24 protein-coding genes and 4 tRNA genes are annotated in these 24,474 nt (G+C 39.6%); 14 read left to right on the top strand and 14 right to left on the bottom strand.

Going from position 1 to position 24,474, the window contains the following annotated elements; translation table 11 throughout:
• Positions 1 to 8 precede the first annotated feature (8 nt).
• Genes rplV through rpsJ form a run of 7 tightly spaced genes read right to left on the bottom strand, consistent with a single transcriptional unit; the run spans position 9 to position 3,372 of the window.
• Positions 9 to 341, bottom strand: a complete 333-nt coding sequence (rplV, locus tag GQR87_RS19710; protein ID WP_158972375.1) for a 50S ribosomal protein L22 — start codon at positions 339 to 341, stop codon at positions 9 to 11.
• Positions 342 to 351: 10 nt separating this feature from the next.
• Positions 352 to 627 carry a 30S ribosomal protein S19 gene (rpsS, locus tag GQR87_RS19715; protein WP_014107406.1) on the bottom strand — a complete coding sequence of 92 codons (276 nt, stop codon included), beginning with the start codon at positions 625 to 627 and terminating at the stop codon, positions 352 to 354.
• A gap of 15 nt (positions 628 to 642) precedes the next feature.
• A complete protein-coding gene (gene rplB / locus GQR87_RS19720; protein WP_158972377.1) occupies positions 643 to 1,467 on the bottom strand; it encodes a 50S ribosomal protein L2 in 825 nt (274 codons plus the stop codon).
• A 14-nt stretch (positions 1,468 to 1,481) separates the two neighbouring features.
• Positions 1,482 to 1,784: a 50S ribosomal protein L23 gene (rplW, locus tag GQR87_RS19725; protein ID WP_158972379.1), complete on the bottom strand. Its 303-nt coding sequence runs from the start codon at positions 1,782 to 1,784 to the stop codon at positions 1,482 to 1,484.
• A complete protein-coding gene (rplD, locus tag GQR87_RS19730) occupies positions 1,781 to 2,386 on the bottom strand; it encodes a 50S ribosomal protein L4 (RefSeq protein ID WP_158972381.1) in 606 nt (201 codons plus the stop codon). The genes rplW and rplD overlap by 4 nt, the downstream gene beginning before the upstream one ends.
• 18 nt (positions 2,387 to 2,404) lie before the next feature.
• On the bottom strand, positions 2,405 to 3,043 hold the full coding sequence (gene rplC / locus GQR87_RS19735; RefSeq protein ID WP_158972383.1) for a 50S ribosomal protein L3: 639 nt from the start codon (positions 3,041 to 3,043) through the stop codon (positions 2,405 to 2,407).
• A gap of 17 nt (positions 3,044 to 3,060) precedes the next feature.
• Positions 3,061 to 3,372 (bottom strand): 30S ribosomal protein S10, encoded by a 312-nt coding sequence (gene rpsJ, locus GQR87_RS19740; protein ID WP_006992667.1) that lies wholly within the window; start codon positions 3,370 to 3,372, stop codon positions 3,061 to 3,063.
• A gap of 403 nt (positions 3,373 to 3,775) precedes the next feature.
• Between rpsJ and GQR87_RS19745 the strand changes: the two genes are divergently transcribed.
• Positions 3,776 to 6,001: an ATPase, T2SS/T4P/T4SS family gene (locus tag GQR87_RS19745; RefSeq protein ID WP_158972385.1), complete on the top strand. Its 2,226-nt coding sequence runs from the start codon at positions 3,776 to 3,778 to the stop codon at positions 5,999 to 6,001.
• Between the two features lie 71 nt (positions 6,002 to 6,072).
• Positions 6,073 to 6,756, top strand: a complete 684-nt coding sequence (locus GQR87_RS19750) for a cytochrome b/b6 domain-containing protein (RefSeq protein ID WP_158972387.1) — start codon at positions 6,073 to 6,075, stop codon at positions 6,754 to 6,756.
• A 62-nt stretch (positions 6,757 to 6,818) separates the two neighbouring features.
• Here the strand turns inward: GQR87_RS19750 and GQR87_RS19755 are convergent, their stop codons facing one another.
• Together GQR87_RS19755 and GQR87_RS19760 are read right to left on the bottom strand one after the other, a co-directional pair.
• A complete protein-coding gene (locus tag GQR87_RS19755) occupies positions 6,819 to 7,289 on the bottom strand; it encodes a cytochrome c (RefSeq protein ID WP_158972389.1) in 471 nt (156 codons plus the stop codon).
• A gap of 145 nt (positions 7,290 to 7,434) precedes the next feature.
• A complete protein-coding gene (locus GQR87_RS19760) occupies positions 7,435 to 8,877 on the bottom strand; it encodes an alpha/beta fold hydrolase (RefSeq protein ID WP_158972391.1) in 1,443 nt (480 codons plus the stop codon).
• A gap of 199 nt (positions 8,878 to 9,076) precedes the next feature.
• Between GQR87_RS19760 and GQR87_RS19765 the strand changes: the two genes are divergently transcribed.
• The 3 genes from GQR87_RS19765 (at position 9,077) to GQR87_RS19775 (ending at position 13,230) form a co-directional block, all read left to right on the top strand.
• On the top strand, positions 9,077 to 10,096 hold the full coding sequence (locus GQR87_RS19765) for a GGDEF domain-containing protein (protein WP_158972393.1): 1,020 nt from the start codon (positions 9,077 to 9,079) through the stop codon (positions 10,094 to 10,096).
• 71 nt (positions 10,097 to 10,167) lie between these two features.
• Positions 10,168 to 12,258: an elongation factor G gene (gene fusA / locus GQR87_RS19770; RefSeq protein WP_158972395.1), complete on the top strand. Its 2,091-nt coding sequence runs from the start codon at positions 10,168 to 10,170 to the stop codon at positions 12,256 to 12,258.
• A gap of 210 nt (positions 12,259 to 12,468) precedes the next feature.
• Positions 12,469 to 13,230 (top strand): FKBP-type peptidyl-prolyl cis-trans isomerase, encoded by a 762-nt coding sequence (locus GQR87_RS19775; RefSeq protein ID WP_158972397.1) that lies wholly within the window; start codon positions 12,469 to 12,471, stop codon positions 13,228 to 13,230.
• 94 nt (positions 13,231 to 13,324) lie between these two features.
• Here the strand turns inward: GQR87_RS19775 and GQR87_RS19780 are convergent, their stop codons facing one another.
• The 3 genes from GQR87_RS19780 to GQR87_RS19790 form a co-directional block, all read right to left on the bottom strand.
• A complete protein-coding gene (locus GQR87_RS19780) occupies positions 13,325 to 14,299 on the bottom strand; it encodes a DM13 domain-containing protein (RefSeq protein WP_158972399.1) in 975 nt (324 codons plus the stop codon).
• Positions 14,300 to 14,390: 91 nt separating this feature from the next.
• The gene (locus tag GQR87_RS19785) at positions 14,391 to 15,164 is read right to left on the bottom strand and encodes a peptidylprolyl isomerase (protein WP_158972401.1); all 774 of its coding nucleotides are present in this window, start codon (positions 15,162 to 15,164) and stop codon (positions 14,391 to 14,393) included.
• Positions 15,165 to 15,287: 123 nt separating this feature from the next.
• Positions 15,288 to 16,340 (bottom strand): aldo/keto reductase, encoded by a 1,053-nt coding sequence (locus GQR87_RS19790; protein WP_158972403.1) that lies wholly within the window; start codon positions 16,338 to 16,340, stop codon positions 15,288 to 15,290.
• Between the two features lie 302 nt (positions 16,341 to 16,642).
• Here GQR87_RS19790 and GQR87_RS19795 point away from each other — a divergent pair, with 302 nt between their 5' ends.
• The 4 genes from GQR87_RS19795 to GQR87_RS19810 all read left to right on the top strand — a co-directional run bounded on the left by GQR87_RS19795 (position 16,643) and on the right by GQR87_RS19810 (position 20,181).
• On the top strand, positions 16,643 to 17,266 hold the full coding sequence (locus GQR87_RS19795) for a carbonic anhydrase (protein WP_158972405.1): 624 nt from the start codon (positions 16,643 to 16,645) through the stop codon (positions 17,264 to 17,266).
• 212 nt (positions 17,267 to 17,478) lie between these two features.
• The gene (gene murB, locus GQR87_RS19800) at positions 17,479 to 18,477 is read left to right on the top strand and encodes a UDP-N-acetylmuramate dehydrogenase (RefSeq protein ID WP_158972407.1); all 999 of its coding nucleotides are present in this window, start codon (positions 17,479 to 17,481) and stop codon (positions 18,475 to 18,477) included.
• 11 nt (positions 18,478 to 18,488) lie between these two features.
• Complete coding sequence (gene birA / locus GQR87_RS19805) at positions 18,489 to 19,463, top strand: bifunctional biotin--[acetyl-CoA-carboxylase] ligase/biotin operon repressor BirA (RefSeq protein WP_233267330.1); 975 nt, start codon at positions 18,489 to 18,491, stop codon at positions 19,461 to 19,463.
• The gene (locus GQR87_RS19810; RefSeq protein ID WP_158972411.1) at positions 19,447 to 20,181 is read left to right on the top strand and encodes a type III pantothenate kinase; all 735 of its coding nucleotides are present in this window, start codon (positions 19,447 to 19,449) and stop codon (positions 20,179 to 20,181) included. Before birA ends, GQR87_RS19810 begins: the two co-directional genes overlap by 17 nt.
• On the opposite strand, the gene GQR87_RS19815 is transcribed toward GQR87_RS19810, so the two are convergent.
• Positions 20,178 to 20,591, bottom strand: coding sequence for a response regulator (locus GQR87_RS19815; protein WP_158972413.1), 414 nt, complete (start codon positions 20,589 to 20,591; stop codon positions 20,178 to 20,180). The genes GQR87_RS19810 and GQR87_RS19815 overlap by 4 nt on opposite strands.
• Positions 20,584 to 22,236 carry an ATP-binding protein gene (locus GQR87_RS19820; RefSeq protein ID WP_158972415.1) on the bottom strand — a complete coding sequence of 551 codons (1,653 nt, stop codon included), beginning with the start codon at positions 22,234 to 22,236 and terminating at the stop codon, positions 20,584 to 20,586. Before GQR87_RS19820 ends, GQR87_RS19815 begins: the two co-directional genes overlap by 8 nt.
• Positions 22,237 to 22,554: 318 nt before the next feature.
• Between GQR87_RS19820 and GQR87_RS19825 the strand changes: the two genes are divergently transcribed.
• The 5 genes from GQR87_RS19825 to tuf all read left to right on the top strand — a co-directional run bounded on the left by GQR87_RS19825 (position 22,555) and on the right by tuf (position 24,163).
• Positions 22,555 to 22,630: transfer RNA gene (locus GQR87_RS19825), tRNA-Thr, on the top strand.
• Between the two features lie 8 nt (positions 22,631 to 22,638).
• Positions 22,639 to 22,723 (top strand) — tRNA-Tyr (locus GQR87_RS19830).
• A gap of 32 nt (positions 22,724 to 22,755) precedes the next feature.
• Positions 22,756 to 22,829 (top strand) — tRNA-Gly (locus GQR87_RS19835).
• A 12-nt stretch (positions 22,830 to 22,841) separates the two neighbouring features.
• Positions 22,842 to 22,917: transfer RNA gene (locus GQR87_RS19840), tRNA-Thr, on the top strand.
• A gap of 64 nt (positions 22,918 to 22,981) precedes the next feature.
• A complete protein-coding gene (gene tuf, locus GQR87_RS19845) occupies positions 22,982 to 24,163 on the top strand; it encodes an elongation factor Tu (RefSeq protein ID WP_158966609.1) in 1,182 nt (393 codons plus the stop codon).
• The last annotated feature ends 311 nt before the right edge of the window (positions 24,164 to 24,474 follow it).

Genomic DNA, 24,474 nt, shown 5'->3' on the forward strand with positions numbered 1-24,474 from the left:
ATCTTCTCCTAGTTATCAGACACAACAACAGTGATGTGACTGCTACGCTTAAATATACGATCAGCACGACCTTTCGCTCGAGTCTTGATACGCTTCATAGTTGGACCTTCGTCAACAAAGATTTGAGATACTGTCAATTCGTCAATATCTGCACCTTCGTTGTGTTCGGCGTTCGCAATCGCTGATTCTAGTACTTTCTTAACTAGATCCGCACCTTTCTTCGGGCTATAAGCCAAAACTTCAAGTGCTTTTTCAACGTGTAAACCACGAATTTGATCTGCTACCAAGCGTGCCTTTTGAGCAGAGGTACGAGCATGACGATGTTTAGCAAAAGCTTCCATAATCTATTTCCTATCTCTTGGCTTTCTTATCCGCGACATGGCCACGGTAAGTACGCGTTGGAGCAAATTCGCCCAATTTGTGGCCGACCATTTCGTCACTGACAAATACAGGAACGTGTTGGCGACCGTTATGGACTGCAATGGTCAACCCAATCATATCTGGGATGATCATAGAGCGGCGAGACCAAGTCTTGATTGGTTTTTTCTCGCCTTTCTCCACTGCAGCCTCGACCTTCTTCAGCAAGTGTAGGTCTATAAATGGACCCTTCTTGAGAGAACGTGGCATGGTGAATCCTCGCTGTTACTTATTACGACGACGTACGATTAATTTATCAGTACGCTTGTTACTACGTGTTTTCTTACCCTTAGTAGGTACGCCCCATGGTGATACCGGATGACGGCCACCAGAAGTACGACCTTCACCACCACCGTGTGGGTGATCTACAGGGTTCATGGCAACACCACGTACAGTTGGGCGGATACCGCGCCATCTGTTCGCACCGGCTTTACCAAGTGAACGTAGCATGTGTTCTGCATTGCCGATTTCACCAATGGTGGCACGACAATCTGCCAATACTCGACGAACTTCACCAGAACGTAAACGAAGAGTTACATAACCTTCGGCACGAGCTAGGATCTGTGCGTAAGCACCTGCGGAACGAGCAATTTGAGCACCTTTACCAGGCTTCATTTCAATAGCGTGTACCGTAGTACCTACTGGAATGTTACGCATTGGTAAAGTATTACCAGCTTTAATTGGTGCATCAGAACCTGATTGGATCGCATCACCAGCTTTAGCGCCTTTAGGAGCTAAAATATAACGACGTTCACCATCTGCATATAACACCAAACAGATGTTTGCAGATCGGTTAGGATCATATTCTAAACGTTCAATTTTAGCAGGAATGCCATCTTTGTTACGTTTAAAATCGATTACACGATAATGATGCTTATGGCCACCACCAATGTGACGCACGGTAATGCGTCCATTGTTGTTACGACCACCAGATTTGCTGTTTTTTTCAAGCAAAGGAGCATAAGGTGCGCCTTTGTGTAGATCAGGGTTAATAACCTGAACTACGTGACGACGACCAGCAGAAGTCGGCTTAGCTTTCAATAATGGCATATCTAATCCCCTTCTTAGCCTTCGCTGCCAGCAAAGTCGATGTCTTGACCTTCTTTAAGCACAACGTAAGCTTTTTTCCAGTCTTTACGCTTGCCGAAAGATGCACCGTGACGTTTGGTTTTACCCTTAACGTTTAGGGTACGAACAGAATTAACTTCAACTTCAAACAATTTTTCAACTGCAGCTTTGATTTCTTCTTTGTTCGCATCTTTGACTACTTTCAAAACAACAGTGTTGTTTTTTTCAGCAGATAGCGTTGCTTTTTCAGAAACATGTGGTGCTAATAACACCTTAAGTAGACGCTCTTCATTTATCATGCTAGCGACTCCTCTAATTGCTTAACTGCATCAGCAGTCATCAATACTTTTTCGAATGCAATAAGACTTACTGGGTCAATACCCTGTACATCACGCACATCAACTTTATACAAGTTGCGTGCAGACAAGAACAAGTTCTCATCAACTTCTGATGTAACAATAAGCACATCTTTAAGTTCAAGAGCCGCTAATTTAGACTGTAATGCTTTAGTCTTAGGGCCTTCAACTTCAAATTTTTCAACCACGATTAAACGTTCTTGACGTACCAATTCTGAAAGGATGCTTTGAATCGCACCACGGTACATCTTTTTGTTAACCTTTTGGCTGTGATCCTGAGGCTTCGCTGCGAATGTTACACCACCAGAACGCCAGATAGGACTACGGATTGTACCAGCACGGGCACGACCTGTTCCTTTTTGACGCCAAGGTTTGGCACCACCACCGCGTACTTCAGAGCGTGTTTTTTGTGCTTTAGAACCCTGACGAGCTCCTGCACCGAATGCAACTACTACTTGATGTACTAGTGCTTCGTTAAAATCACGTCCAAAGGTTGCTTCGGATACTTCAAGAGCGCTTTGCGCATCTTTCAATACTAATTCCATCACTTAACTCCCCAGACGTTACGCTTTAACTGCAGCTTTGATAATGACATCGCCACCAGTTGCTCCAGGAACTGTACCTTTTACTAATAAAAGATTGTTCTCTGCATCAACTCGTACTACATCTAAAGACTGCACTGTTGCACGCTTGTTACCCATCTGACCGGCCATTTTCTTACCTTTGAAAACTTTACCAGGTGATTGGTTTTGACCAATCGAACCAGGGGCACGATGCGACAATGAGTTACCATGTGTGTTACGTTGGTGGCTAAAGTTCCAGCGCTTAATAGCACCTTGGAAACCTTTACCTTTAGAAGTACCTGCAACGTCAACCATTTTAGTGTCAGCAAAAATTTCAACAGTAATTTCACTGCCTACTTCTATGCCTTCACCTTCGTTGTCGTCCAAGCGGAACTCCCATAATCCGCGACCAGCTTCCACGCCAGCTTTAGCAAAATGACCTGCTGCAGCTTTATTAACGCGGTTTGCTTTTTTGTCGCCAGCGGTTACTTGAAGCGCCTTATACCCGTCGGTTTCTTCAGTACGTAACTGAGTAACACGGTTCGGGGTGGCTTCAATAACAGTCACAGGAATTGAAACACCATCTTCAGTGAAGATACGTGTCATTCCTACTTTACGACCGATAAGACCAATCGCCATGTTAAAACCCTCTCTTGTTAGCCCAGGCTGATTTGAACATCAACACCAGCAGCCAAGTCCAATCTCATTAACGCGTCTACTGTTTTATCAGTAGGCTCAATGATATCTACCAAACGCTTATGTGTACGAATCTCATACTGGTCACGTGCATCTTTATTAACATGCGGTGAAGTAAGAATTGTATAGCGCTCTTTACGTGTAGGTAGTGGAATAGGACCGCTAACCTGAGCACCTGTACGCTTCGCAGTTTCAACGATTTCAGCCGTAGACTGATCGATCAACTTATGATCAAACGCTTTCAAACGAATGCGAATTCTTTGATTTGGCATCGATTTAGCTCCAATCGAAAGAACAAAAAAAATCATCCACACCATCAAATTAATATTGATAGGAGGATGCGTGTAAACTATTAGCCCACAATTGGGGCCCTGTTTTTTTCTATTGGTATTTTGTGAACTAACGTGCTTTGCAAGCAAAGTTATACTTTAGCCCTGACCAATTACATTATCCGCTAAGACAATGAGGCGGCGAATTATACAGATAATCCACCCCCTGACAAGTCTTTATTTAAAAAACTGTGTTAGGTATTCAATCTTATTCATTTACAAAGCAACTTTCTATTGTCTGTGCTCGGCAAAACACTATTCAAATTAAGCTATTTGCTGTCTGGTCTGTGTCGGGTATAGTAAGGTTTGCAAAACAAATAAAAATAACGCAACTTAAATAAAATAAATGACAGATACTGACGCACATCAAAACAAGTTTGATCATATCAATCAACTGTTAACCACTTATCCATCTCTGCTGGATGCTTATCATAAATTAGAACCTTATGTTCTCGAGTGGTTTGGTGCTGAACGCATGAGTATTTTTATGCGTCGTCGTCAACATCAAGATCTTGTCGCCCGCTTTAAAACGGGTAAAGAAACCAAAGAAATTAAAGTACCTATCAGCCCAATGTCGATTGCTGGATATGTCGCGCTTAGCCAACTACCTCTATTAATTAATGACCCTTATGATAAAGAAGAGTTAGCCAATATTCATAAGCGGCTTAATTTTGCTGATAAATTTGATAAAAGCTCTACCTTTATTACCCGTAATATCATTTGTATCCCAATTTTGGATGCAGGGGTATTAATGGGAGTAATGCAGGTTATCAATAAAAAACAGGGAGCATTTAGCAATTCAGACTTAGACCTAGCCAATAAAGTATCCGAAATAATAGGTAAAAAATTCCGGTATGAGTTAGGTGGCACTAGTGAACCTTTTGATTATTTAGTACATAGAAATTTAATCACAGACAGTCAACTCAGCAAGATAAAACAATCTAGCAACGACAACAAACAACTCGTACAACGTTTAGCCTCTGAATACCGAGTGCCTGACGATGACTTAGGTATGGCCTTATCTGTGCACTATCAGGTGCCCTATTTATCCTACTTACCTGACAAATATCACTTATATCAAAGTGAAAGTAAGTTAAATTTATCTTATTTAAAACGTAACTTAGTCGCAGTCATCGCTGACGTCGCAGAAAACCCCATTGTCTTAATGGCTGAACCGAACAATGCGACGTTATTAATGGAGATTGAAAGCGCCTTAGGCATAGATAGTTACGAAATCTACGTCTCTCTGCCTAATATAGTATTGCAATATTTGGGCGAAGCAGCTGGCGGTGGAGCTGGCCCAGGCGCAATGGATGAAATCCTTGACGAAATAGGCACCAGTGCCGAAGAAACCGACGAACTTAGTGATGAAATGTCTGATGACGCTCCGGCGGTTGTCAGACTTGTCAGCCGCGTATTACATGATGCTAAACGTTTGAATGCGTCTGACATTCATGTCGATCCTGAAAAGAATGCACCGACAAGGGTTAGAATGCGCATCGATGGAGTTTGCCGAGATATCACGCAAGTACCTGCTTCCCACCATAATGCTGTGATTGCACGGATTAAAATTATGTCCAATTTGAACATTGCTGAAAAACGAGTACCACAAGATGGTAAGTTATCGTTTCGCATGTCAGGACAACTAATTGAAGTGCGGGTCGCCACTATTCCCACTGTTGCCGGTGAAGGCGTAGTCATGCGGATTTTGGCTGCGGGCGGTGCCATGCCAATGAGTAAACTAAATTTATCACCAAGAAACCATGACAAGATCCTAGAATTGGTGCAAAAACCCCACGGCATTATGTTAGTCGTTGGGCCAACAGGTTCAGGTAAAACCACTACCCTACATGCCGTACTAGGTCATATTAACACTCCCGAGAAAAAGATTTGGACTGCTGAAGATCCAGTTGAAATCACCCAACCAGGATTACAGCAAGTACAAGTTAGCCCTAAGATTGGTTTTACTTTTGCTAATGCCTTACGGGCGTTTTTACGAGCTGATCCCGATATTATTTTGATCGGAGAAATGCGCGATAAAGAAACCGCACATGCAGGTATTGAAGCCTCTCTAACCGGTCACTTAGTATTTTCTACTTTACATACTAACTCGGCCCCAGAAACCATCACCCGTTTATTAGACCTAGGATTAGATCCTGTTAACTTTTCCGATGCTTGTGTGGGTATATTAGCTCAACGCCTGATTCGAACCATCTGCTCTAATTGCAAAGAAAAATATCCTGCTACAGATGCAGAAGTTGCCTTTATCAAACGTCAATATGGTGAAGAATATCTACCGGAGCTTAATTTACCTGAACAAATAATGTTATTTAGAGGCAAAGGATGTGAAGAATGTGGTGATACCGGTTATAGAGGCAGAACAGGTGTTCACGAGTTATTGTCTATGACCGGAGAATTAAGAACTCTTGTATATAAAGAAGCTTCCGTACACGCGATGAAAGCGCAAGCAATGAATGATGGTATGCGTACCCTAACCCAAGATGGCATATTAAAAGTTTTAAAAGGCGATACTGACATTCCACAGGTACAAATTATTAGCGGTTCCGCGTAATATAACTGCCACTCAATCATGGCATAATAAAACTGCTTTATAAGATAACATTTATATAGGTCAACAAAATCATGCAAAAACGACTTGTCTGGGATTTACCCGTACGTTTATTCCATTGGATATTAGCTATATGTTTAGTCACTCAGTGGTTCACAGCTGAAGTGATTGAGGATGCGATGGATTTCCATTTTTATCTAGGTTATTTCATTTTAGGATTAATAATATTTAGATTAATCTGGGGGTTTATTGGTACCAAATACGCCAAATTTAGTAGTTTTATTGCTGGCCCCAAAGCCATGTTTGCTTATATTAAAGCGTTAATGAATAAACAAGACACGTCCACTATTGGCCATAATCCTGTTGGCGGCTTAATGTTACCTTTGGTCTTGTTATTAGTTGGAATACAAGCTACTACTGGCTTATTTACTTCCGATGACGTTGTCCACTCAGGTCCCTATTATGGAACGGTCAGTGATTCGCTGCAAAGTATTATGCAATGGTTACATCACCAAACTTTCAGCTTTTTGTGGATCTTTATTGCGGTACATATATTAGTAATTTGTTGGTATAAATTTGCTCTGAAACATGACTTAATTCGTCCCATGTTACATGGCAAAAAAATGGTCACTGAGCAGCAAGCTATTGCTAATTCACAATTACTTAAAGCGATCATTGTGATGATAGTTGTGGCTGTGTTTGTCTATTGGTTAGTTGAAATCAATCCACCCATTCCTGAAATGGATTACTACTACTAACCCAATCAGCTTAAACAAAAAAGGCAGCTTATAAGCTGCCTTTTTTAAATCAAGAATAAAAACTAATCTTCTTTATACTTATCATGGCAACCTTTACAGGTTTTGAATACGCCACCGATAGCACTTTTATACTGGCTTTCGTCACCACTTTTAGCGACCGCTTGAAGGTTTACCGCTGCTTCAGTTAAATCACTAATTTTGCTACTAAAATCAGCTTTATTTTGCCAAATTTTATCTACAGCATGAGTTTTAACTTTGAAGTTTGAAGTATCAGTTTCTAAATAATCTTCAATCATTAGCGATAACTGCTCGAGTCGCATACCATTGGTTTTTAAGGTTTCGGCATCAAAAGGTATTGCCCCTTTATTCATTGCCCCTAATGCACCAACGTTACTCTTAATTAAAGTAAAAATTGACTGACGAAACTCCACAGCTTGAGCTGCTTGTTTCTCAGATTTTGCGGGGGCAGCACTCGCAGAGAATGCCGATAATAATAAAACACTACTTAAAGCAGCAGCTGCAATCTTTTTCATTTGTAATCCTTTTTGATATTAAATATAAATAGGCCGTAAAGTGCAAACACTCAAATTAGTTTCTTACAGCTACTTGCACAACAGAATAGTATTGTGCAGTTTGCCCAAAAGCAAGCTCTCACTACTATGTGAAAAATACAAATCATCACTGTAAATAAAAATGATTACCTTTAGATATACCATGCAAAAATTGTTGATAACCATTTTGTACTTTTTCACTGACTGACAGATAAATAATTGAATCGGCTTTCGCTTCAATTGTATCGTTAGAACTCACTAACTTAGCTCCCGCTATATCTACAGTACTAGCCTCTACTCGCAAGGCTGTAGTGCCACTTAAACTAACATTAGTCATAGTGACAAACGAATTTTTAATATCCATTGCCACCACATCTGAAGTGATATTCACTTCATCCAAAGTTACCTCCGAATTTTCAATAATCAAGTTTCGAGCCGATAGTTTATTTAAAGTTACGTATCGACAGTTATTGATATAAACACTGCTATATACCCCACTATAAACGATATCCTCTTGTTTATTACAATGTAAATCAGCAGTTTGACCGTTATATTCAGTTACATATTTTTTTGCTTTTTTCGGTGTATGTCGCAGTGCAATGCTTAACTTTTGTAAAAAATCTTCGGTTTTATCTTTCATTGGTACATGTCCAGCATTTTTAACTACATGAAGTTGAGCATTGTCTAAATGATATTGTAATAATTCTCCAGTCCTCAGCGGCGCAACTCGATCATATTCCCCCCAGATAATATGTGTTGGGGTCAAAAATTGGTGAAGCGCGGTTGAAAAGTCTTCATTAATTAAGCCAATGGCGGCATTTAAAGTAGGCCTGTCTTTATAAGCATACTTTTGTGCTAATGGATTGTTCATTAATACCAAAGTTGGATCAGGCATTTTATCTAGTTTCCTTAGCACTGAACCACTTACTCGATTAACAAAACGATTAAATTTGTTCACCGCCGAATCGACAAAATTAAAATGCTCTTGGTATTTTGCTAAAAATGCATAGCGATCAGGCATTTGTGTCATGTGCCTGACAAACGCTGTACGATGTAACACCCCTGCTGTATCCACCATAATCAGCTTGTCTACCATCTCAGGAAAAGAAGAAGTAAAACGCAAACTAATAGCGCCGCCCATAGAATGGCCAATAATGATTACTTTTTGCTTTGAAAACTGCGGGATCAACCATTTTAGTAACTCTGCATAACGCTGCGGTGCTAGCTGTAATGAAGTACTATCAGACTCGCCAAAACCGGGCAAATCTAAGGCAACAATATGATATTCAGATTCCAGACTTGGGATTACATCAAGCCAATCTCTTAAACCGCTGTAACCTAAGCCATGGACTAAAATAATTGTTTGTTTATGGCGATTTCCGGTTTCAATTACATGTACTAAGCCCCCAAAAATGGGTTCTTTCATGTGGGATTGTTGCCAATGAGTGGGCAAAGGGGCTAAAGTTTCCATTTTATCTACCGCAACTTTTTCATCTGCAATAACACTACTCATAAAGAAACAGAAAATTAATAACCAAACACTGCGTAACATTTTTGTTCTTTTGCCCATTTTGTCTTTTATCGCCGTCAGATTGTCATTGAATATTATGAAGATATTACATCAATCCATAGACACAAAAAATCCAAACAAGAATAAATGATTATTCAATTAGAGATGAGGTAATATTATATCTACCCATAGGAATAAAATGCACAAACCTAGATTCAGTCATATACACTGACAAACTCAACATATAGAGGGAAATTTTATGTCCAACAATAAATTAGAAAAGTCGTTTGCCACCTTAAAGCAAACTATTCCTCTAATGCTAAAACATAAAATACCTGCGGTGCCCACAAACTATGCGCTTTGGTATACCTATGTCAGCAACGAATCAGCTGAGTTGAACGCCAATATTAATTATGCATTAGAAAACAAAGTCCAATTATCAGAGGTGAAAACGAAAGAATTGTATCGTAGTTTTATCGCTGAAAAAGAAGAAGTGACTGCATGGGGATTACGTCAAACTGTTGAAGCAATGTTGATCGAATTGACACAATCGCTAAAAGATACTCGCGCAGAAACGACCCAATTTAAACAAACGATGGATTTATGTGTTGATGACTTGGCTAAAGTCGAAAAAGAAGGGTTATCTATTGAAGAAGTCATGGCACTAGTACGTAACTTAGTGAAAGAAACACAAAATATTCGTCGAAGAACTATAAGTTTTAATTCAGCCTTAACCGACGCTCAACGAGAAATACAAACACTTCGAGGACAATTAGAACAAAGTCAAAAGGAGGCTCTATATGATGCACTTACAGGTTTATGTAATAGACGTTACTTTGATGAAGAACTGGCCAGCCTATCTTTACAGCCTAATCTTTGCTTAATATTAGTCGACCTCGACCATTTCAAAAAAATTAACGACAACTATGGCCATGTGATGGGAGACTTAGTGTTAAAAGCCACAGCCAAAAAATTACAGGCTACTTGTAGAGACGGCGCTCAGGCATTCAGATTTGGCGGTGAAGAATTTGCCATCATAGTCCCTAACTCTAATTTTTCTAAAGCACGGAGTATTGCCGAGTCCATGCGCAATGGAATTGAAAAAATAGGCGTAAAGGACAAACGTTCTGGAGAAGTGTTAGGAGATATATCTGCATCTTTTGGCGTCGCCGAGTTACAGGCAGTTATGAGCCCACTCGCCCTAATAGAAGCGGCAGATAAACAGCTTTATGAGGCAAAGCGATTGGGCAGAAACCGAGTTATGCCAATGTCGCAATAGAAATAGGGTTCTTTTCATTAATTTTTCTTGTATAATCCCGCGCAATTTTTACTCACACTGAAGTTGATATAATGACAGATTTAGCAAAGTACAGAAATATCGGTATTTTTGCCCACGTTGACGCGGGTAAAACAACCACCACAGAAAGAATCCTTAAACTTACTGGTCAAATCCATAAGACTGGGGAAGTGCATGACGGCGAATCGACTACCGATTTCATGGAACAAGAAGCTGAGCGCGGTATTACTATCCAATCTGCAGCAGTAAGCTGTTTCTGGAAAGATCACCGTTTCAACGTTATCGATACTCCTGGGCACGTTGACTTCACAGTTGAAGTATATCGTTCACTTAAAGTATTAGACGGCGGTATCGGTGTTTTCTGTGGTTCTGGCGGGGTTGAACCTCAGTCAGAAACTAACTGGCGTTATGCGAATGACTCAGAAGTAGCACGTATAATCTTCGTCAATAAATTAGACCGTATGGGCGCTGATTTTTACCGAGTAGTCGATCAGACTAAAAAAGTACTGGCTGCTAATCCATTAATCATGGTTTTACCTATTGGTATCGAAGATGACTTTATTGGTGTGGTTGACCTTTTAACTCGTAAAGCATACGTTTGGGATGACACTGGTCTTCCAGAAAACTACGAAATCAAAGATGTTCCTGCGGACATGGTTGATAAAGTTGAAGAATACCGTGAAATGTTAATCGAAAGTGCTGTAGAGCAAGACGATGACCTAATGATGGCTTATATGGAAGGTGAAGAGCCTTCTATTGAAGACATTAAACGTTGTATCCGTAAAGGTACACGTACTATGGACTTCTTCCCTACTTATTGTGGTTCTGCTTTCAAAAACAAAGGTATGCAATTAATCCTTGATGCCGTAGTTGACTATTTACCTAGCCCAACTGAAGTTGATCCTCAGCCTCTTACAGATGAAGAAGGCGAGCCGAATGGCGAATACGCAATTGTTGATGCAAAAGAAACATTTAAAGCATTAGCTTTCAAAATTACTGATGACCGTTTTGGTTCATTGACTTTCGTGCGTATCTATTCTGGTGTTCTTAATAAAGGTGACACCATAATGAACGCTGCTACAGGTAAAACTGAGCGTGTAGGTCGTATGTGTGAAATGCAAGCCGATGACCGTAAAGAGCTTAGTTCTGCTCAAGCCGGTGATATCATCGCGATTGTTGGTATGAAAGGTAACGTACAAACTGGTCACACATTATGTGATCCTAAACACCCTATCATCCTAGAAGCAATGGTATTCCCTGAGCCAGTAATCTCTATCTCTGTTACACCAAAAGATAAAGGGTCAACTGAGAAAATGGGTATTGCTATCGGTAAAATGGTTGCAGAAGATCCTACTTTCCGTGTTGAAACCGACCAAGATTCAGGTGAAACAATCCTATCTGGTATGGGTGAGCTTCACTTAGATATCAAAGTAGATATTCTTAAGCGTACATATGGTGTTGAATTAACAGTAGGTGAACCTCAGGTTGCTTACCGTGAAACTATCACTCAAGAAATTGAAGATTCTTATACCCATAAGAAACAATCAGGTGGTTCTGGTCAATTCGGTAAGATCGATTATCGTATCAAACCAGGTGAACCTAACTCAGGTTTCACATTTAAATCTGTAGTTGTGGGCGGTAACGTTCCTAAAGAATTCTTCCCAGCTATCGAGAAAGGCTTTAAAGGCATGATGGATACTGGTGTTCTAGCTGGCTTCCCAGTGCTAGACGTTGAAGTTGAATTATTCGACGGTGGATTCCACGCAGTTGATTCATCAGCAGTTGCGTTTGAAATTGCTGCTAAAGGTGCATTCCGTCAATCAATTCCTAAGGCTGGACCTCAGTTAATTGAACCTATCATGAAAGTTGACGTGTTTACGCCTGACGATCACGTTGGTGACGTTATTGGTGACTTAAACCGTCGTCGTGGCATGATCAAAGATCAAGAGCCTAGTGCAACTGGTGTTCGAGTTAAAGCTGACATTCCTCTTTCTGAAATGTTCGGTTATATTGGAAGCTTACGTACTATGACTTCTGGTCGTGGTCAGTTCTCTATGGAATTCTCTCATTACAGTCCTTGTCCACAAAATGTGTCTGAGAAAGTAATTGCAGAAACCAAAGAACGTAATGCAGCTAAAAAATAAACCTTTTAGTTAACGCTTAGGTTTTATAAAAAGCCCTATTAATGAAAATTAATAGGGCTTTTTTGATCTAATCTGGTTTCAACACTTGAATAATGAAGCATGTAACCACATTGTGTACCTAATGTTATTTAATCTTATCTTTATCAACCTTAAAACATGGCCAATTTAGATATACCTACTAAACCTTCCTCAAAAATTTTAGGAAATTCAATGAAATTAAAATCCATTGCCTTATTGACGGCATCTACTTTATTTATTGCTGCTTGTGGTAGCGACAAATCTAATACAACTGAAACTAGTGCAGACAAAACAGCCGAGACTACTGCAGCTGCAGCAGACAGCACAGCTGATCCAGCACTTGCGTCTTTAGAGCAAAAATTAAGTTATATTGTTGGTACAAACTTAGCCGGACAATTTAAAAGAGATGGGATTGCTCTTGATATCAATGCATTCACTATGGCAATTGAAGATATTAAAACAGACACTGCATCTCGATTAAGTCCTGAAGAAATTCAAACTGCGATTCAAACTATGCAACAACAAGCCCAAGCTAAACAACAAGAAGCTCAGGCTGAAGCTAGCGCTAAAAATGTTGCTGAAGGTACTGCTTACCTTGAAGCAAACGCTAAAAAAGACGGCGTAACCGTTACTGAAAGTGGCCTACAATACAAAGAACTTGTTGCCGGTGACGGTGAAAAACCAACTGAAGACGCAACGGTAAAAGTTCATTACAAAGGTTCATTAATCGACGGCACAGTATTTGATAGTTCTTACGAGCGCGGACAACCAGCTGAATTCCCATTAACAGGTGTAATTAAAGGCTGGACAGAAGCATTACAACTCATGAATGTTGGCGATAAATTCGAACTAACAATCCCTTCTGAGCTTGCTTACGGTAAAAGAGGCAGCGCCCCTAAAATTGGTCCTGATGCAACACTAGTATTTGAAGTTGAATTATTAGAAATTAAATAAGTTTTAACTTAATAAAAAAGCCGCTAGAGGACAACCTCTAGCGGTTTTTTATTGGCTTAAATTCGTCACTGAAAGTCAACTAACACATCTAAGATTAAGGCGCTTCAAGTCTCAGACTGCCAAAATCAGCATCAAAGTCAAAACACCACACGCTTAAGCTATCAAAATCAGCGACCGTTTTGCCAGCCGGTAAATTGATAATTAAGGTTTCATTTCTTAGAGTGCGCCCTTCAAATCGTGGTCCAAAACCAAAAGCATCAGCTCCAGTAAACACACCCGCTACACCTGCATATATTTGTACTGCCGGAGCCCCGCCATCTACATAATTGAACATAGTGATTTCTAGGGTGCAGTTATCAAGCACTGTCACTTTACCCGCCACTTCATAGGCTAAAGTGCTAAAAGTACCAGTGTACCCCGCTTTTAAATTGTTCTCACTGCAGCTACTAGACATGGCCTCCATATTACCCAAAGTTATGTTCAGGTGATTAATCGCGTCAGTACTATTAATCAAGGTAGTGATCACAGCACCTGAATTAGCGATAACGTCTTGCACCTGCTCAGCAAAGTTAGCCGCAGAAAAATCCACAGTCACACCTGTCGCTTGATTATGGGCATTATCTGTAATAGTAATGCCGTTGCCAGGCATACCATCTTGATCTAAGGTTTGTAAAAGCCTTGCCATATTTATCACCCGTACATCACTAGTCTCTGTGGTGCCGAAGATATCAAGGGGCGACAATGTTTCTTTGGCAGGTACTGCCGGAAATGTAATGCCACCAATAGAAAATGTCACATCTTCTCCTGCTACATAAGAGAAATAGCCACGCGCATCTGTGGTGCCCATTTGGGTCGCAGTTTCAAACTTAAGACCTGCAACAGCAGAATCAACAAAAGTACCGGTTAACACTTCAGGGGTTGGAGTTGGAGTCGGTGTAGGATTTGGGGTTGGCGTTTGTGTCTCCGGTGATGTCACAGTAGTGAGGGCTTCTGTACCTCCGCCGCCACATCCTGTCAGAGTGACAAACAAAGCCATAGTTATAACTTTAATTATTAAATTCGCACGCATACAAATATTCCTAATAAACAACCTATTCAGAATGAGTATGCGTGCATAATGTGATTAAATCCTCACAGAAGTATCACATTTTCAATTAACTTTATTTTGACGCCTTGAAGTAGCGGGTTAAACCAAAAGTAGCAATTAGCAACATCCAACCAAATGATCCGCCACCAGAACCAGAGTCGGTCGAACCGCCACCCGTAGTAGGAGCATTGATTAATGTGTTTTCTGTAGGAGTAAGATCTGGATTGGTGACTACAGCTGGGTCAATTACGACTATATCCGAAATAACTACCAAGTGTTCATCGGTGATATCTACATCGTCCTCAATAGCTTTGAGAAGAGGATATTCACCTTCACGAGGTAAAGCAGCAATAGCATCAACAATATCCATGCCATCACCTATTACTTGGCCAAAAACGGAAAAACCACCATTTTGAACGTCTAAATTAGCACTGTTATTGGCTAAATTAAAAAACCAGCCAGAAGTAGCACTATTTGGTAGATTTTCTAATTTAGCCATTGCAACAGTACCACGTAAATTAGAAAACTTAGGTTCATTTTCAGCAGGAGTGCCGGTGGGAATACTATCTAATCGATTGTCGGCATTTATAGGTCCTGTGTAAGTAGAGCTTCCTGTTTGAACAATAAAACCAGGAATCGAACGATGTACCACAGTATTCTCATAAGCCCCAGAGCTCACATAAAGTAGAAAGTTTTCCACTGTCTTAGGCGTAGTTTCATCAAATAAGTTTATTTGTATATTACCCAATGAGGTACGCACTTCCACCACAGTCGCTTGGGAGAAAAAGGCACTGGCCATCAATATTAACGCACTGGTAATTTTAGTTGTTTTATTAAGTTTAAGCATAAATTTTATCTATCTAGGTTGGGGTCTGCACAAGCAGAGCAAAAGAAAATGGGTAATGGTATTAACGGACAGCAGTTTATAATGTTTAGTTCCTCAGCACTGCATCAATTTGTAACCAATACGTTAAAAAACCATAGGATACTGTTTAAATACCGTCGTAATATCAGCTAATGCTTGCTCACTTAAATTAAGTTCAAAAGCATCTATATTCTCTTTTAGTTGCTCCATATTGGTGGCACCAATAATAGTTGAAGTCACTCCATCTACTTGGTTACACCAAGCTAAGGCCAATTGAGAAGGAGAGATACCCCACGCCATGGCTATCTCTGCATACTTTGCCGTTGCAGCATGTGCGGCTGGCGTATCTCTAAACAAACCGTTTCTTTGTACTAATGTCCAGCGACTACCTGCGGGCCTTTTCCCCCCTGCATACTTTCCACTGAGTAAGCCTGTCGCCAATGGTGACCAAGGCAGATAAGCCACATTCTCGTGCACACAATTTTCAATCAAATAAGGCCAGTCTTTTGCGTGCAATAAACTAAACTCATTTTGAATGGATGTCATTTTAGGTAAGGCGTACTTTTCACTGAGCTTTAAGTAAGTATTTATGCCCCAAGGGGTGTCATCAGACAAACCACAATAGCGAATTTTTCCCGCTTTCACGCACGTATCTAATGCCTGCAAAATTTCTAACATGCTTTGTTCTTCTGCTTGACCATCGGCTGCAGTGAAAGCAATCTGATTTGGCCAATGTTTAGCAAAATGTGGCGAGGTGCGATTCGGCCAATGTAATTGATATAAGTCGAGATAATCGGTTTGTAGACGCTTCAATGAATCATCCACAGCTTGAATAATAGATTCGCCCGTAATGGGACTACCACCACGAATATAAGGCAAACCACCACCAGCAATTTTGCTGGCTAAGATAATGTCTTTTCTTTGTTGCTGGTGACGACTTAACCAATCACCAATAATAGTTTCAGTGGCACCATAGGTTTCTGCAGAGGGCGGCACCGCATACATTTCTGCGGTATCAATAAAGTTAACTCCTTGCGCAAGTCCATAATCTATTTGTTGATCGGCATCTTGTTGATTATTTTGTAAGCCCCAAGTCATACTGCCTAAACAGACTCTAGACACAGACTCACCACTACTACCTAACACACTATATTGCATAGTTTAATTCCAATATTTTATGAGTTTTATTCAGATATGTCACTAGACCTTGATCATACTGTTAAATTTACATTTTCTTTTCAGCTAGTGTGCTAAATATAGATATAATTATAAAGCCCTTAAAAGCTAAAATATTATCAATGCAGTAATTCTCGATCCTAAGCAAACAACATTGTACCATCCACCTAACCGTCAAATAACCTTACTAAACTATCTTTAAGCCAATAAGTCTTAGTCAAAGTGTGCCTAGCAGGCTTAAAAATATTAGTTTAGTTTCTCGTTTTGTATTTTAGGAGTATGTAATGGATCATGTGATCTCAGGTGTGGCAAAATTTCAACGTGATGTTTTTCCAAAAAACAAAGAAATATTTCAAAAACTAGCTACCCGTCAAAATCCAGAAGTATTATTTATCACTTGCGCAGATTCACGGATTGATCCCAATTTAGTTACTCAAACAGGACCCGGAGACTTATTTATCTGTCGTAACGCGGGTAACGTTGTGCCACCTCACAGCAATCAAACTGGTGGTATGACAGCATCCATCGAATTCGCGGTTGCCGCTTTGGGTATTTCAGATATTGTTATTTGTGGGCATACAGATTGTGGTGCGATGAAAGGCGCACTTGATCCAGAAGCCCTAAATGAACTACCTCACGTAAAAGAATGGCTAGGTCATTGTCGAGGAGCCACTGAGGTGGTTAGACATAAACATGGTTCTGTCGGTAGTGAACATTTAGAAGAAGTCACCAAAGAGAATGTATTACTACAAATTCAACACCTTAAAACCCACCCTAGTATTACCGGACGTTTAGCTAATAAAGAGGTAAAAATTCATGGCTGGGTGTACAACATAGAAACTGGTGAAGTTATTTGTTATGACCCTATCAGTGAAAGTTTTAAACCCATGCAAGAATGTTATGCCTGAGATTTAAAGACCCACTATAGTTTAGGTCTGTAAATATAAGTTAAGCCTCACAAAGTGGGGCGTTTAACTGTTGGTTTTATTGTCATTCATACACTACTCATCTCAGCAAAAATCATAGTAATTAGTGACAAGATGAACAATTAACTAGGGTTTGCACTAGTATTCATGACGATCTTTATTAAAATAGCGAAAAGTTCCTTTAGGTTTCTGCTTTGCAAACACTTGTTCCCTTTCATACCTTCAGCTTAAATTCTTCTGCCAACGCCCTCATTGAAGTCGTTTCTAGCAGTGAATTAGTATCAACTCTCGCTAATTTAAAATCATCTCCTTACATAATATTGGGCGAAGGAAGTAATACGGTATTTTTGGAGGATTATCAAGGAACCGTTCTGAAAATATCGAGCAAAGGTATAACATTCGAACAAAGCGAAAATGATTTTTATGTGACCGCTCAGGCAGGTGAAAACTGGCATCAACTGGTACTCTGGTGTTTACAAAAGCAAATATACGGATTAGAAAACTTGGCGCTAATTCCTGGTACGGTAGGTGCCGCTCCGATCCAAAATATTGGGGCTTATGGAGTGGAGTTAGAACGTTTTATTCATCAGGTTGAATATTTTGATTTGCCTACTGGCCAACTTAAAAATTTATCGCGACAAGCCTGTCAATTTGCCTACCGTGAGAGTATTTTTAAAAACCAATTACTACACTCAGCAGTGATCACCCAAGTCACTCTGAAACTAGCTAAAGATTGGCAGAGTGTTGCCCACTATGGTGAACTCAAAACATTAGTGCAACCAACGGCTAAGGATATATTCGATAAAGTAGTTGAAGTACGAAAAAACAAACTTCCCGATCCTCAAAAACTTGGTAATGCAGGTAGTTTTTTCAAAAATCCAATTATTTCCACAGGCTTGTTTGCAAAGTTACAACAAAATTGGCCTGCCATACCTAGTTATCCTGTTGATACAAGTCAGGTGAAAGTGCCTGCGGCTTGGTTAATTGATAGTTTAGGTTTTAAAGGTAAAAAAGTGGGTGGTATTACTTGTCATCATAGCCAGCCTTTAGTATTAACCAATGATGGCTCCGGTACTGGGCAAGAATTATTGTTACTGGCCAGAGAGATCCGTACTAAGGTGCAACAGGTGTTTTCTATTACTTTAGAAAATGAAGTGAGATTAATAGATAAAAATGGCGCGATTCTTTTATGAAAGAGCACTCTATGAAAAATAATCTAGGACAAATTCGCACCTCTTTATTGGCGACACTAGCTGATGGAAAATTTCACTCAGGGGAAGCTTTAGGTGAATATTTAGGTATCAGCCGCGCTGCTATTTCTAATCATGTTAAAACATTATCTGAGCTAGGCCTAGATATCTATAGTGTCACAGGTAAAGGTTATCGTTTAGCTCAGCCATTAACCATGTTAAATACACAAGAGATAAGCCAATACCTGCAAAATACCGATATGAGAAATGTTGAAGTACTTAACGTTATCGATTCAACTAACCAATATATTAAAGATAAAACCATAGTCTTAAATAACGGCTATGTTTGTCTGGCTGAAGCGCAAACAGCAGGCCGAGGTCGTCACGGTAGGCAGTGGGTTTCTCCTTATGGAGCTAGTCTGTATCTGTCAATGCATTGGCATTTTTCTGGTGGTTATGCTGTTTTAGCCGGTTTAAGTTTAGCTATTGGGGTAGCAGTAGCCAATACCCTGAAACTATGTGGAATAAATGACACCAAATTAAAATGGCCTAATGATATTTATGCCCAAGGCAAGAAATTAGCTGGTGTATTAATCGAAGTGGAAGGACAAATTGGTTCTGGCTGTGATTGTGTGATCGGTATAGGGCTTAATGCTGCTTTACCAGACAATGTAAAAGAGATTGATCAACCCTGGATTGATTTGGCCCAGATTAGTAGTCATCCCATCAACCGTAATCAACTCGCTGCTATTTTGATTAATGAATTACACGCATCATTATTAGTTTTTGAACAAGAAGGATTAAAACCTTTTGTGCAGACTTGGAAAGAACTCGATGTCTTCGCCAATCAAGCGATAAAGTTAATTATTGGCAAGAAGATAATTGAAGGCATAGGCCGAGGTATTGATGACACTGGAGCTTTAATATTAGAAACCTCTTCTGGCTTACAAACTTTTCATGGTGGAGAAATCAGTGTCCGTGCTAAATAACACCTTATTACTCGATGTGGGTAATACTTGTATTAAATATGCTTTAAGTACAAACGCTGTCATTAATACATCTGGCTCCATCGCTCAAGTTCAAGACTTACTACCTTTAATCACTCAAGTACATACTTGTTATATATCCGCTGTTGGACAAAAAAACAAAGTCGAGACAATTCAGAGTTTATTAGAAAACAGACAGATAGACGTCTACCAAATAAAAACTAGAGCTAAATTTGATGGTCTGACATGCGCTTACAAAAATCCAAATCGCCTAGGTGTAGACAGATGGCTAGCCATGTTAGCTTGTCGAAAAAAATTCAATGGAAACTTTGCTGTATTGGATTTTGGCACTGCCATGACCTGTGATGTGGTAAATATTAATGGTCAACATCTTGGTGGCTGGATCGCTCCTGGCTTCAATACAATGCAAGTTGCTTTATTACAACAGACTCAAAACTTAACTGTTGAACAAAGTTTATCCACTGAATTGTCTTTAGGTCAAGATACCGAAATATGTATCAATATGGGGCTTTTAGCCTCGATGCAGGGCTTTTTACTTTCAATCGAAAAATACATGCAGACAGAGTTTGTAGACTACAGAATATTTATTGGTGGCGGTAACCGCCACCTACTTAGTCAATATATGCATGGAAAAAATGAGTTGTTTGACAACCTAGTACTAGTAGGGATGTTGGCTTACAGCGAAATAAAAGAGACTTAACTTTTACTCAGATACTTTTTTAATGTTTCACTTATGCGAGCAGAGTTAAAAGGTTTAACAATAAAACCATTCGCTTTGTTTTCAATCGCTTTCATAACATTCTTGGATGAACTCTCGCTGGAGCACATGACAACAGTTAACTCTTTATAAATTTTTCTAATTTCTTGCAAAATTTCTAAACCGCAAGAGCCTGCTAAGCCGCTAGGCTCAGCTAGATTAATATCGAGATAGATAAGATTAATATTTCTATGTTGGATAATTTCTAATACTAATTTACCATCACCTGTTTGAAAAAACTTGGGTGCTAACGGCAGTTTATTGTCATCTATACAAGATATGATTGCACTACGTAATAACTCTCGGCTGTAATCAACATCATCAACCAGTAATATATTTATGCCTTCAGCCACGCTTTTTCTCACTAAATAGTATTTTCTCAATTTGGATCATAACGTTTTTCATTTGTTTAGAAGCTTCACTTATTTTATCAGTTCTGATTAACACTAATACTTGATTAGCCACTTCTGTTAACCTGTTATAGCCAAAGCTACCGGCGCTGCCTTTTATAATATGTAAAATGTTACCGATTTTTGCATATTCATTTTGTTCATAAAAATCATTTAGTTGCTCATATTGTCCTGCTAAAGCAAGTAAAAATTTAGGCTTGATAATATCATTAATTGTATTACTTGAATCTACAGTTAACATATCTTCTGGCATTTCTTTTTTTGCCACGGATTTTAAATACTTGCTAAGCACCTCATATAATTTGGCTACTTCTAAGGGTTTAGCCAATGTGCCGGTAAATCCTAAACGTTTATATTCTTCGATGTCATCATGCATCATATTAGCGGTAAGAGAATAAACAGGTTTGCTATAACCTAATTGTAATAGACCTTTAAGTGCTTCTTTACCGTCTAATACTGGCATTTGAATATCCATTAGTACTAAACAGAACTCTTCTGCCATCGCTTTTTCAATAGCTTGCATACCATTTTCAGCAATAGTCACAGTCGCACCCGCAAGTTCTAGGTGATGAGTGATTAATTGTTGATTAATAAAAATGTCTTCTACTAATAAAACATTACCTTGTAATTGTGGGACAAAAAGTGGTTCAGAGGTAGACATCTGTGAATGTGATGCAGGCAACACTGTTGTTTTTCCGGCAATTCCTTCACTTTTTATACTTGCTGTGAATTGACTGCCTTTATTCACTTCAGATTCAACGCTTAACTGTCCTCCCATTAAACCCACTATCGATTTAGCAATACTTAGGCCTAACCCAGTGCCGCCATATTTTCGAGTAATACTGGCATCAGCTTGTTTAAAGCTGTCAAAAATATGTTGCTGTTGTTCAAGTGATATCCCTTCACCTGTATCGGTAACGATAAATACTAAAGTATTATCCTTCCAGTTAGTAGAAGCCTTAAAGCTAACTTTACCTTTAGCTGTAAATTTAATGGCATTAGACAATAAGTTATGTAGCACCTGCTTAAGCCTAGTTGGATCTGTCACTATCCATTCAGGTATGCCTTCATCTATATCAAAGGAGAGAGTGAGTGATTTAGATTGTGCGGTCACACTATGAATGTCTTTTAATTCTGTAATTAAATTAACTAGATTAAATCTCTTTTTTTCTAGTCTAAGGTTTTGTGTTTCGATTTTAGAAAGATCTAATATCTCCCCAAGTAAATCGGTAAGGTGACAACCATTATTAATAATAGTGTCTAAATACTTATCCATTAATACTTGTTCTGGGTTTTCACGACGAAGTATTTCGGCATAACCAATAATAGCGGTGAGTGGTGTTCTTATTTCGTGGCTCATATTTGCCAAAAATTGAGACTTAGCTTGATTCGCTTGATTAGCTAACTCAGAAGCCTTTACTGCTTCTTTAGTTTTAAGTTCGACTAAGTTTTCAAAATTATTCTTTAATGATTCTAATTCTATATTCTTTAAATTTAGCTCTAGAGATTTTTCTGCAAGTATTTTTTCAGCACTTTCTCTTGCTGTTTTTTCAATTAAGTATGTTTTTTCATCGATATTTTGCCCCATCAAATCCTCCCATATGAAAATTTTGAATGGTAAGTAACATTATCATTCACATTGTTTTGTTCAAAAAAGATACTACTTAAAAAATAATTTCACTTTTTTGCAAAAAATATCAGAAATTAAATTTATTAACGCATTTATAAATATACTCGACAACCATCATTTATAAGCTAAGGATCATAACAATATAGAAAAATTTGTTATAAAACCAACCAGTTTGCTGCAATTTTAGCCAGTCAGTATAAAAAATTGAATTTTTTTTAAATTCCTACTTGCGCCACCCCAATTCTTACTCTAATATCCGCACCCACTTGATGACGTGCCGACTTAGCTCAGTTGGTAGAGCAACTGACTTGTAATCAGTAGGTCACCAGTTCGACTCCGGTAGTCGGCACCATCAATCTTGGAGGGGTTCCCGAGTGGCTAAAGGGATCAGACTGTAAATCTGACGGCTCCGCCTTCGCTGGTTCGAATCCAGCCCCCTCCACCACTTTTTGCTTGATATGGTATGAGAGCAATAGTGCGGACGTCGTATAGTGGTAATACCTTAGCCTTCCAAGCTAATGCTGCGAGTTCGATTCTCGCCGTCCGCTCCATTTTTGTGAAATGCTGATATGGCTCAGTTGGTAGAGCGCACCCTTGGTAAGGGTGAGGTCGGCAGTTCGAATCTGCCTATCAGCACCACACATTTCTCTCCCCATCTCAATATAAAAACTTTTTTTTAATGTACTTTGCTGGGGAATAGACAATGGCAAAAGCAAAATTTGAACGTACTAAACCGCATGTAAACGTCGGTACTATCGGCCACGTTGACCACGGTAAAACAACATTAACAGCAGCTATCACAACTGTATTGGCAAAAACTTACGGTGGTGATGCATCAGCTTTCGATCAAATCGATAATGCTCCTGAAGAACGCGAGCGTGGTATTACTATTTCAACGTCTCACGTTGAATATGACACCCCTACTCGTCACTACGCACACGTAGATTGTCCTGGTCACGCCGATTATGTTAAAAACATGATCACTGGTGCTGCTCAAATGGATGGCGCGATTTTGGTTGTTGCTGCTACAGATGGTCCTATGCCACAAACTCGTGAGCACATCTTGTTAGGTCGTCAGGTTGGCGTTCCCTACATGGTTGTTTTCATGAACAAATGTGACATGGTTGACGACGAAGAATTACTAGAATTGGTAGAAATGGAAGTACGTGAATTACTTTCTGAATACGAATTCCCTGGTGACGACCTTCCTGTTATCCAAGGTTCTGCTCTTAAAGCTCTTGAAGGCGAAGCAGAATGGGAAGCGAAAATCATTGAACTAGCTGAAGCGCTAGATACATATATCCCAGAGCCAGAGCGTGATGTTGATAAGCCTTTCCTACTTCCTATTGAAGATGTTTTCTCAATCTCTGGTCGTGGTACGGTTGTAACGGGTCGTGTTGAGCGTGGTATTTTACGCACAGGTGATGAAGTAGAAATCGTTGGTATCAAAGATACAACTAAATCTACTTGTACTGGTGTTGAAATGTTCCGTAAGCTTCTAGACGAAGGTCGTGCTGGTGAGAACGTTGGTGCACTTTTACGTGGTACTAAGCGTGAAGACGTAGAACGTGGTCAAGTACTAGCTAAGCCTGGTTCTATCAACCCACACACAAGCTTCGAAGCAGAAGTTTATGTATTGTCTAAAGATGAAGGTGGCCGTCATACTCCATTCTTCAAAGGTTACCGTCCACAGTTCTACTTCCGTACAACTGACGTAACAGGTGCTGTAGAGCTTCCTGAAGGCGTAGAAATGGTGATGCCTGGTGACAACTTGAAATTTAAAGTTGAACTAATCAACCCAATCGCGATGGACGAAGGTTTACGCTTCGCAATCCGTGAAGGTGGCCGTACTGTTGGTGCTGGCGTAGTAGCTAAAATCCTATAAGACACTCATTTCGTGTCATTGAAAGGCTGCCTTAGGGTAGCCTTTTTATTACGTCAGCATAAACAGTACGCCGCCAAGCGGATACTCCGTGACTATTTTGTCTGGAACAAAATAGAACATGCGAAGCATGGCCCCGAAGGGGTGGAGGGCAGGATGCCCGAAATCACGTGGCCGTACTGTTGGTGCTGGCGTTGTAGCTAAAATCCTTTAATTGTCATAGACATTAAATGATTCAAGAAAGGTCACTTCGGTGGCCTTTTTTTATGGGCCAAATAATATTTTCACAATATTGAATATCAGAAAATTACTCA

It is taken from the genome of Paraglaciecola sp. L3A3 (genome assembly GCF_009796765.1).
In the GTDB taxonomy this organism is placed as follows: Bacteria; Pseudomonadota; Gammaproteobacteria; order Enterobacterales; family Alteromonadaceae; genus Paraglaciecola.

Bases quoted from the DNA above. Each gene is read 5' to 3' on its own strand.
- rpsJ (WP_006992667.1), bottom strand. From the start codon at position 3,372: ATGCCAAATCAAAGAATTCGCATTCGTTTGAAAGCGTTTGATCATAAG.
- GQR87_RS19820 (WP_158972415.1), bottom strand. From the start codon at position 22,236: ATGGGGCAAAATATCGATGAAAAAACATACTTAATTGAAAAAACAGCA.
- fusA (WP_158972395.1), top strand. From the start codon at position 10,168: ATGACAGATTTAGCAAAGTACAGAAATATCGGTATTTTTGCCCACGTT.
- rplV (WP_158972375.1), bottom strand. From the start codon at position 341: ATGGAAGCTTTTGCTAAACATCGTCATGCTCGTACCTCTGCTCAAAAG.
- rplD (WP_158972381.1), bottom strand. From the start codon at position 2,386: ATGGAATTAGTATTGAAAGATGCGCAAAGCGCTCTTGAAGTATCCGAA.
- birA (WP_233267330.1), top strand. From the start codon at position 18,489: ATGAAAAATAATCTAGGACAAATTCGCACCTCTTTATTGGCGACACTA.
- GQR87_RS19765 (WP_158972393.1), top strand. From the start codon at position 9,077: ATGTCCAACAATAAATTAGAAAAGTCGTTTGCCACCTTAAAGCAAACT.
- GQR87_RS19755 (WP_158972389.1), bottom strand. From the start codon at position 7,289: ATGAAAAAGATTGCAGCTGCTGCTTTAAGTAGTGTTTTATTATTATCG.
- tuf (WP_158966609.1), top strand. From the start codon at position 22,982: ATGGCAAAAGCAAAATTTGAACGTACTAAACCGCATGTAAACGTCGGT.
- GQR87_RS19785 (WP_158972401.1), bottom strand. From the start codon at position 15,164: ATGCTTAAACTTAATAAAACAACTAAAATTACCAGTGCGTTAATATTG.
- GQR87_RS19745 (WP_158972385.1), top strand. From the start codon at position 3,776: ATGACAGATACTGACGCACATCAAAACAAGTTTGATCATATCAATCAA.
- GQR87_RS19795 (WP_158972405.1), top strand. From the start codon at position 16,643: ATGGATCATGTGATCTCAGGTGTGGCAAAATTTCAACGTGATGTTTTT.
- GQR87_RS19760 (WP_158972391.1), bottom strand. From the start codon at position 8,877: ATGGGCAAAAGAACAAAAATGTTACGCAGTGTTTGGTTATTAATTTTC.
- GQR87_RS19780 (WP_158972399.1), bottom strand. From the start codon at position 14,299: ATGCGTGCGAATTTAATAATTAAAGTTATAACTATGGCTTTGTTTGTC.
- rplW (WP_158972379.1), bottom strand. From the start codon at position 1,784: ATGATAAATGAAGAGCGTCTACTTAAGGTGTTATTAGCACCACATGTT.
- rplC (WP_158972383.1), bottom strand. From the start codon at position 3,043: ATGGCGATTGGTCTTATCGGTCGTAAAGTAGGAATGACACGTATCTTC.
- rplB (WP_158972377.1), bottom strand. From the start codon at position 1,467: ATGCCATTATTGAAAGCTAAGCCGACTTCTGCTGGTCGTCGTCACGTA.
- GQR87_RS19750 (WP_158972387.1), top strand. From the start codon at position 6,073: ATGCAAAAACGACTTGTCTGGGATTTACCCGTACGTTTATTCCATTGG.
- GQR87_RS19775 (WP_158972397.1), top strand. From the start codon at position 12,469: ATGAAATTAAAATCCATTGCCTTATTGACGGCATCTACTTTATTTATT.
- rpsS (WP_014107406.1), bottom strand. From the start codon at position 627: ATGCCACGTTCTCTCAAGAAGGGTCCATTTATAGACCTACACTTGCTG.
- GQR87_RS19790 (WP_158972403.1), bottom strand. From the start codon at position 16,340: ATGCAATATAGTGTGTTAGGTAGTAGTGGTGAGTCTGTGTCTAGAGTC.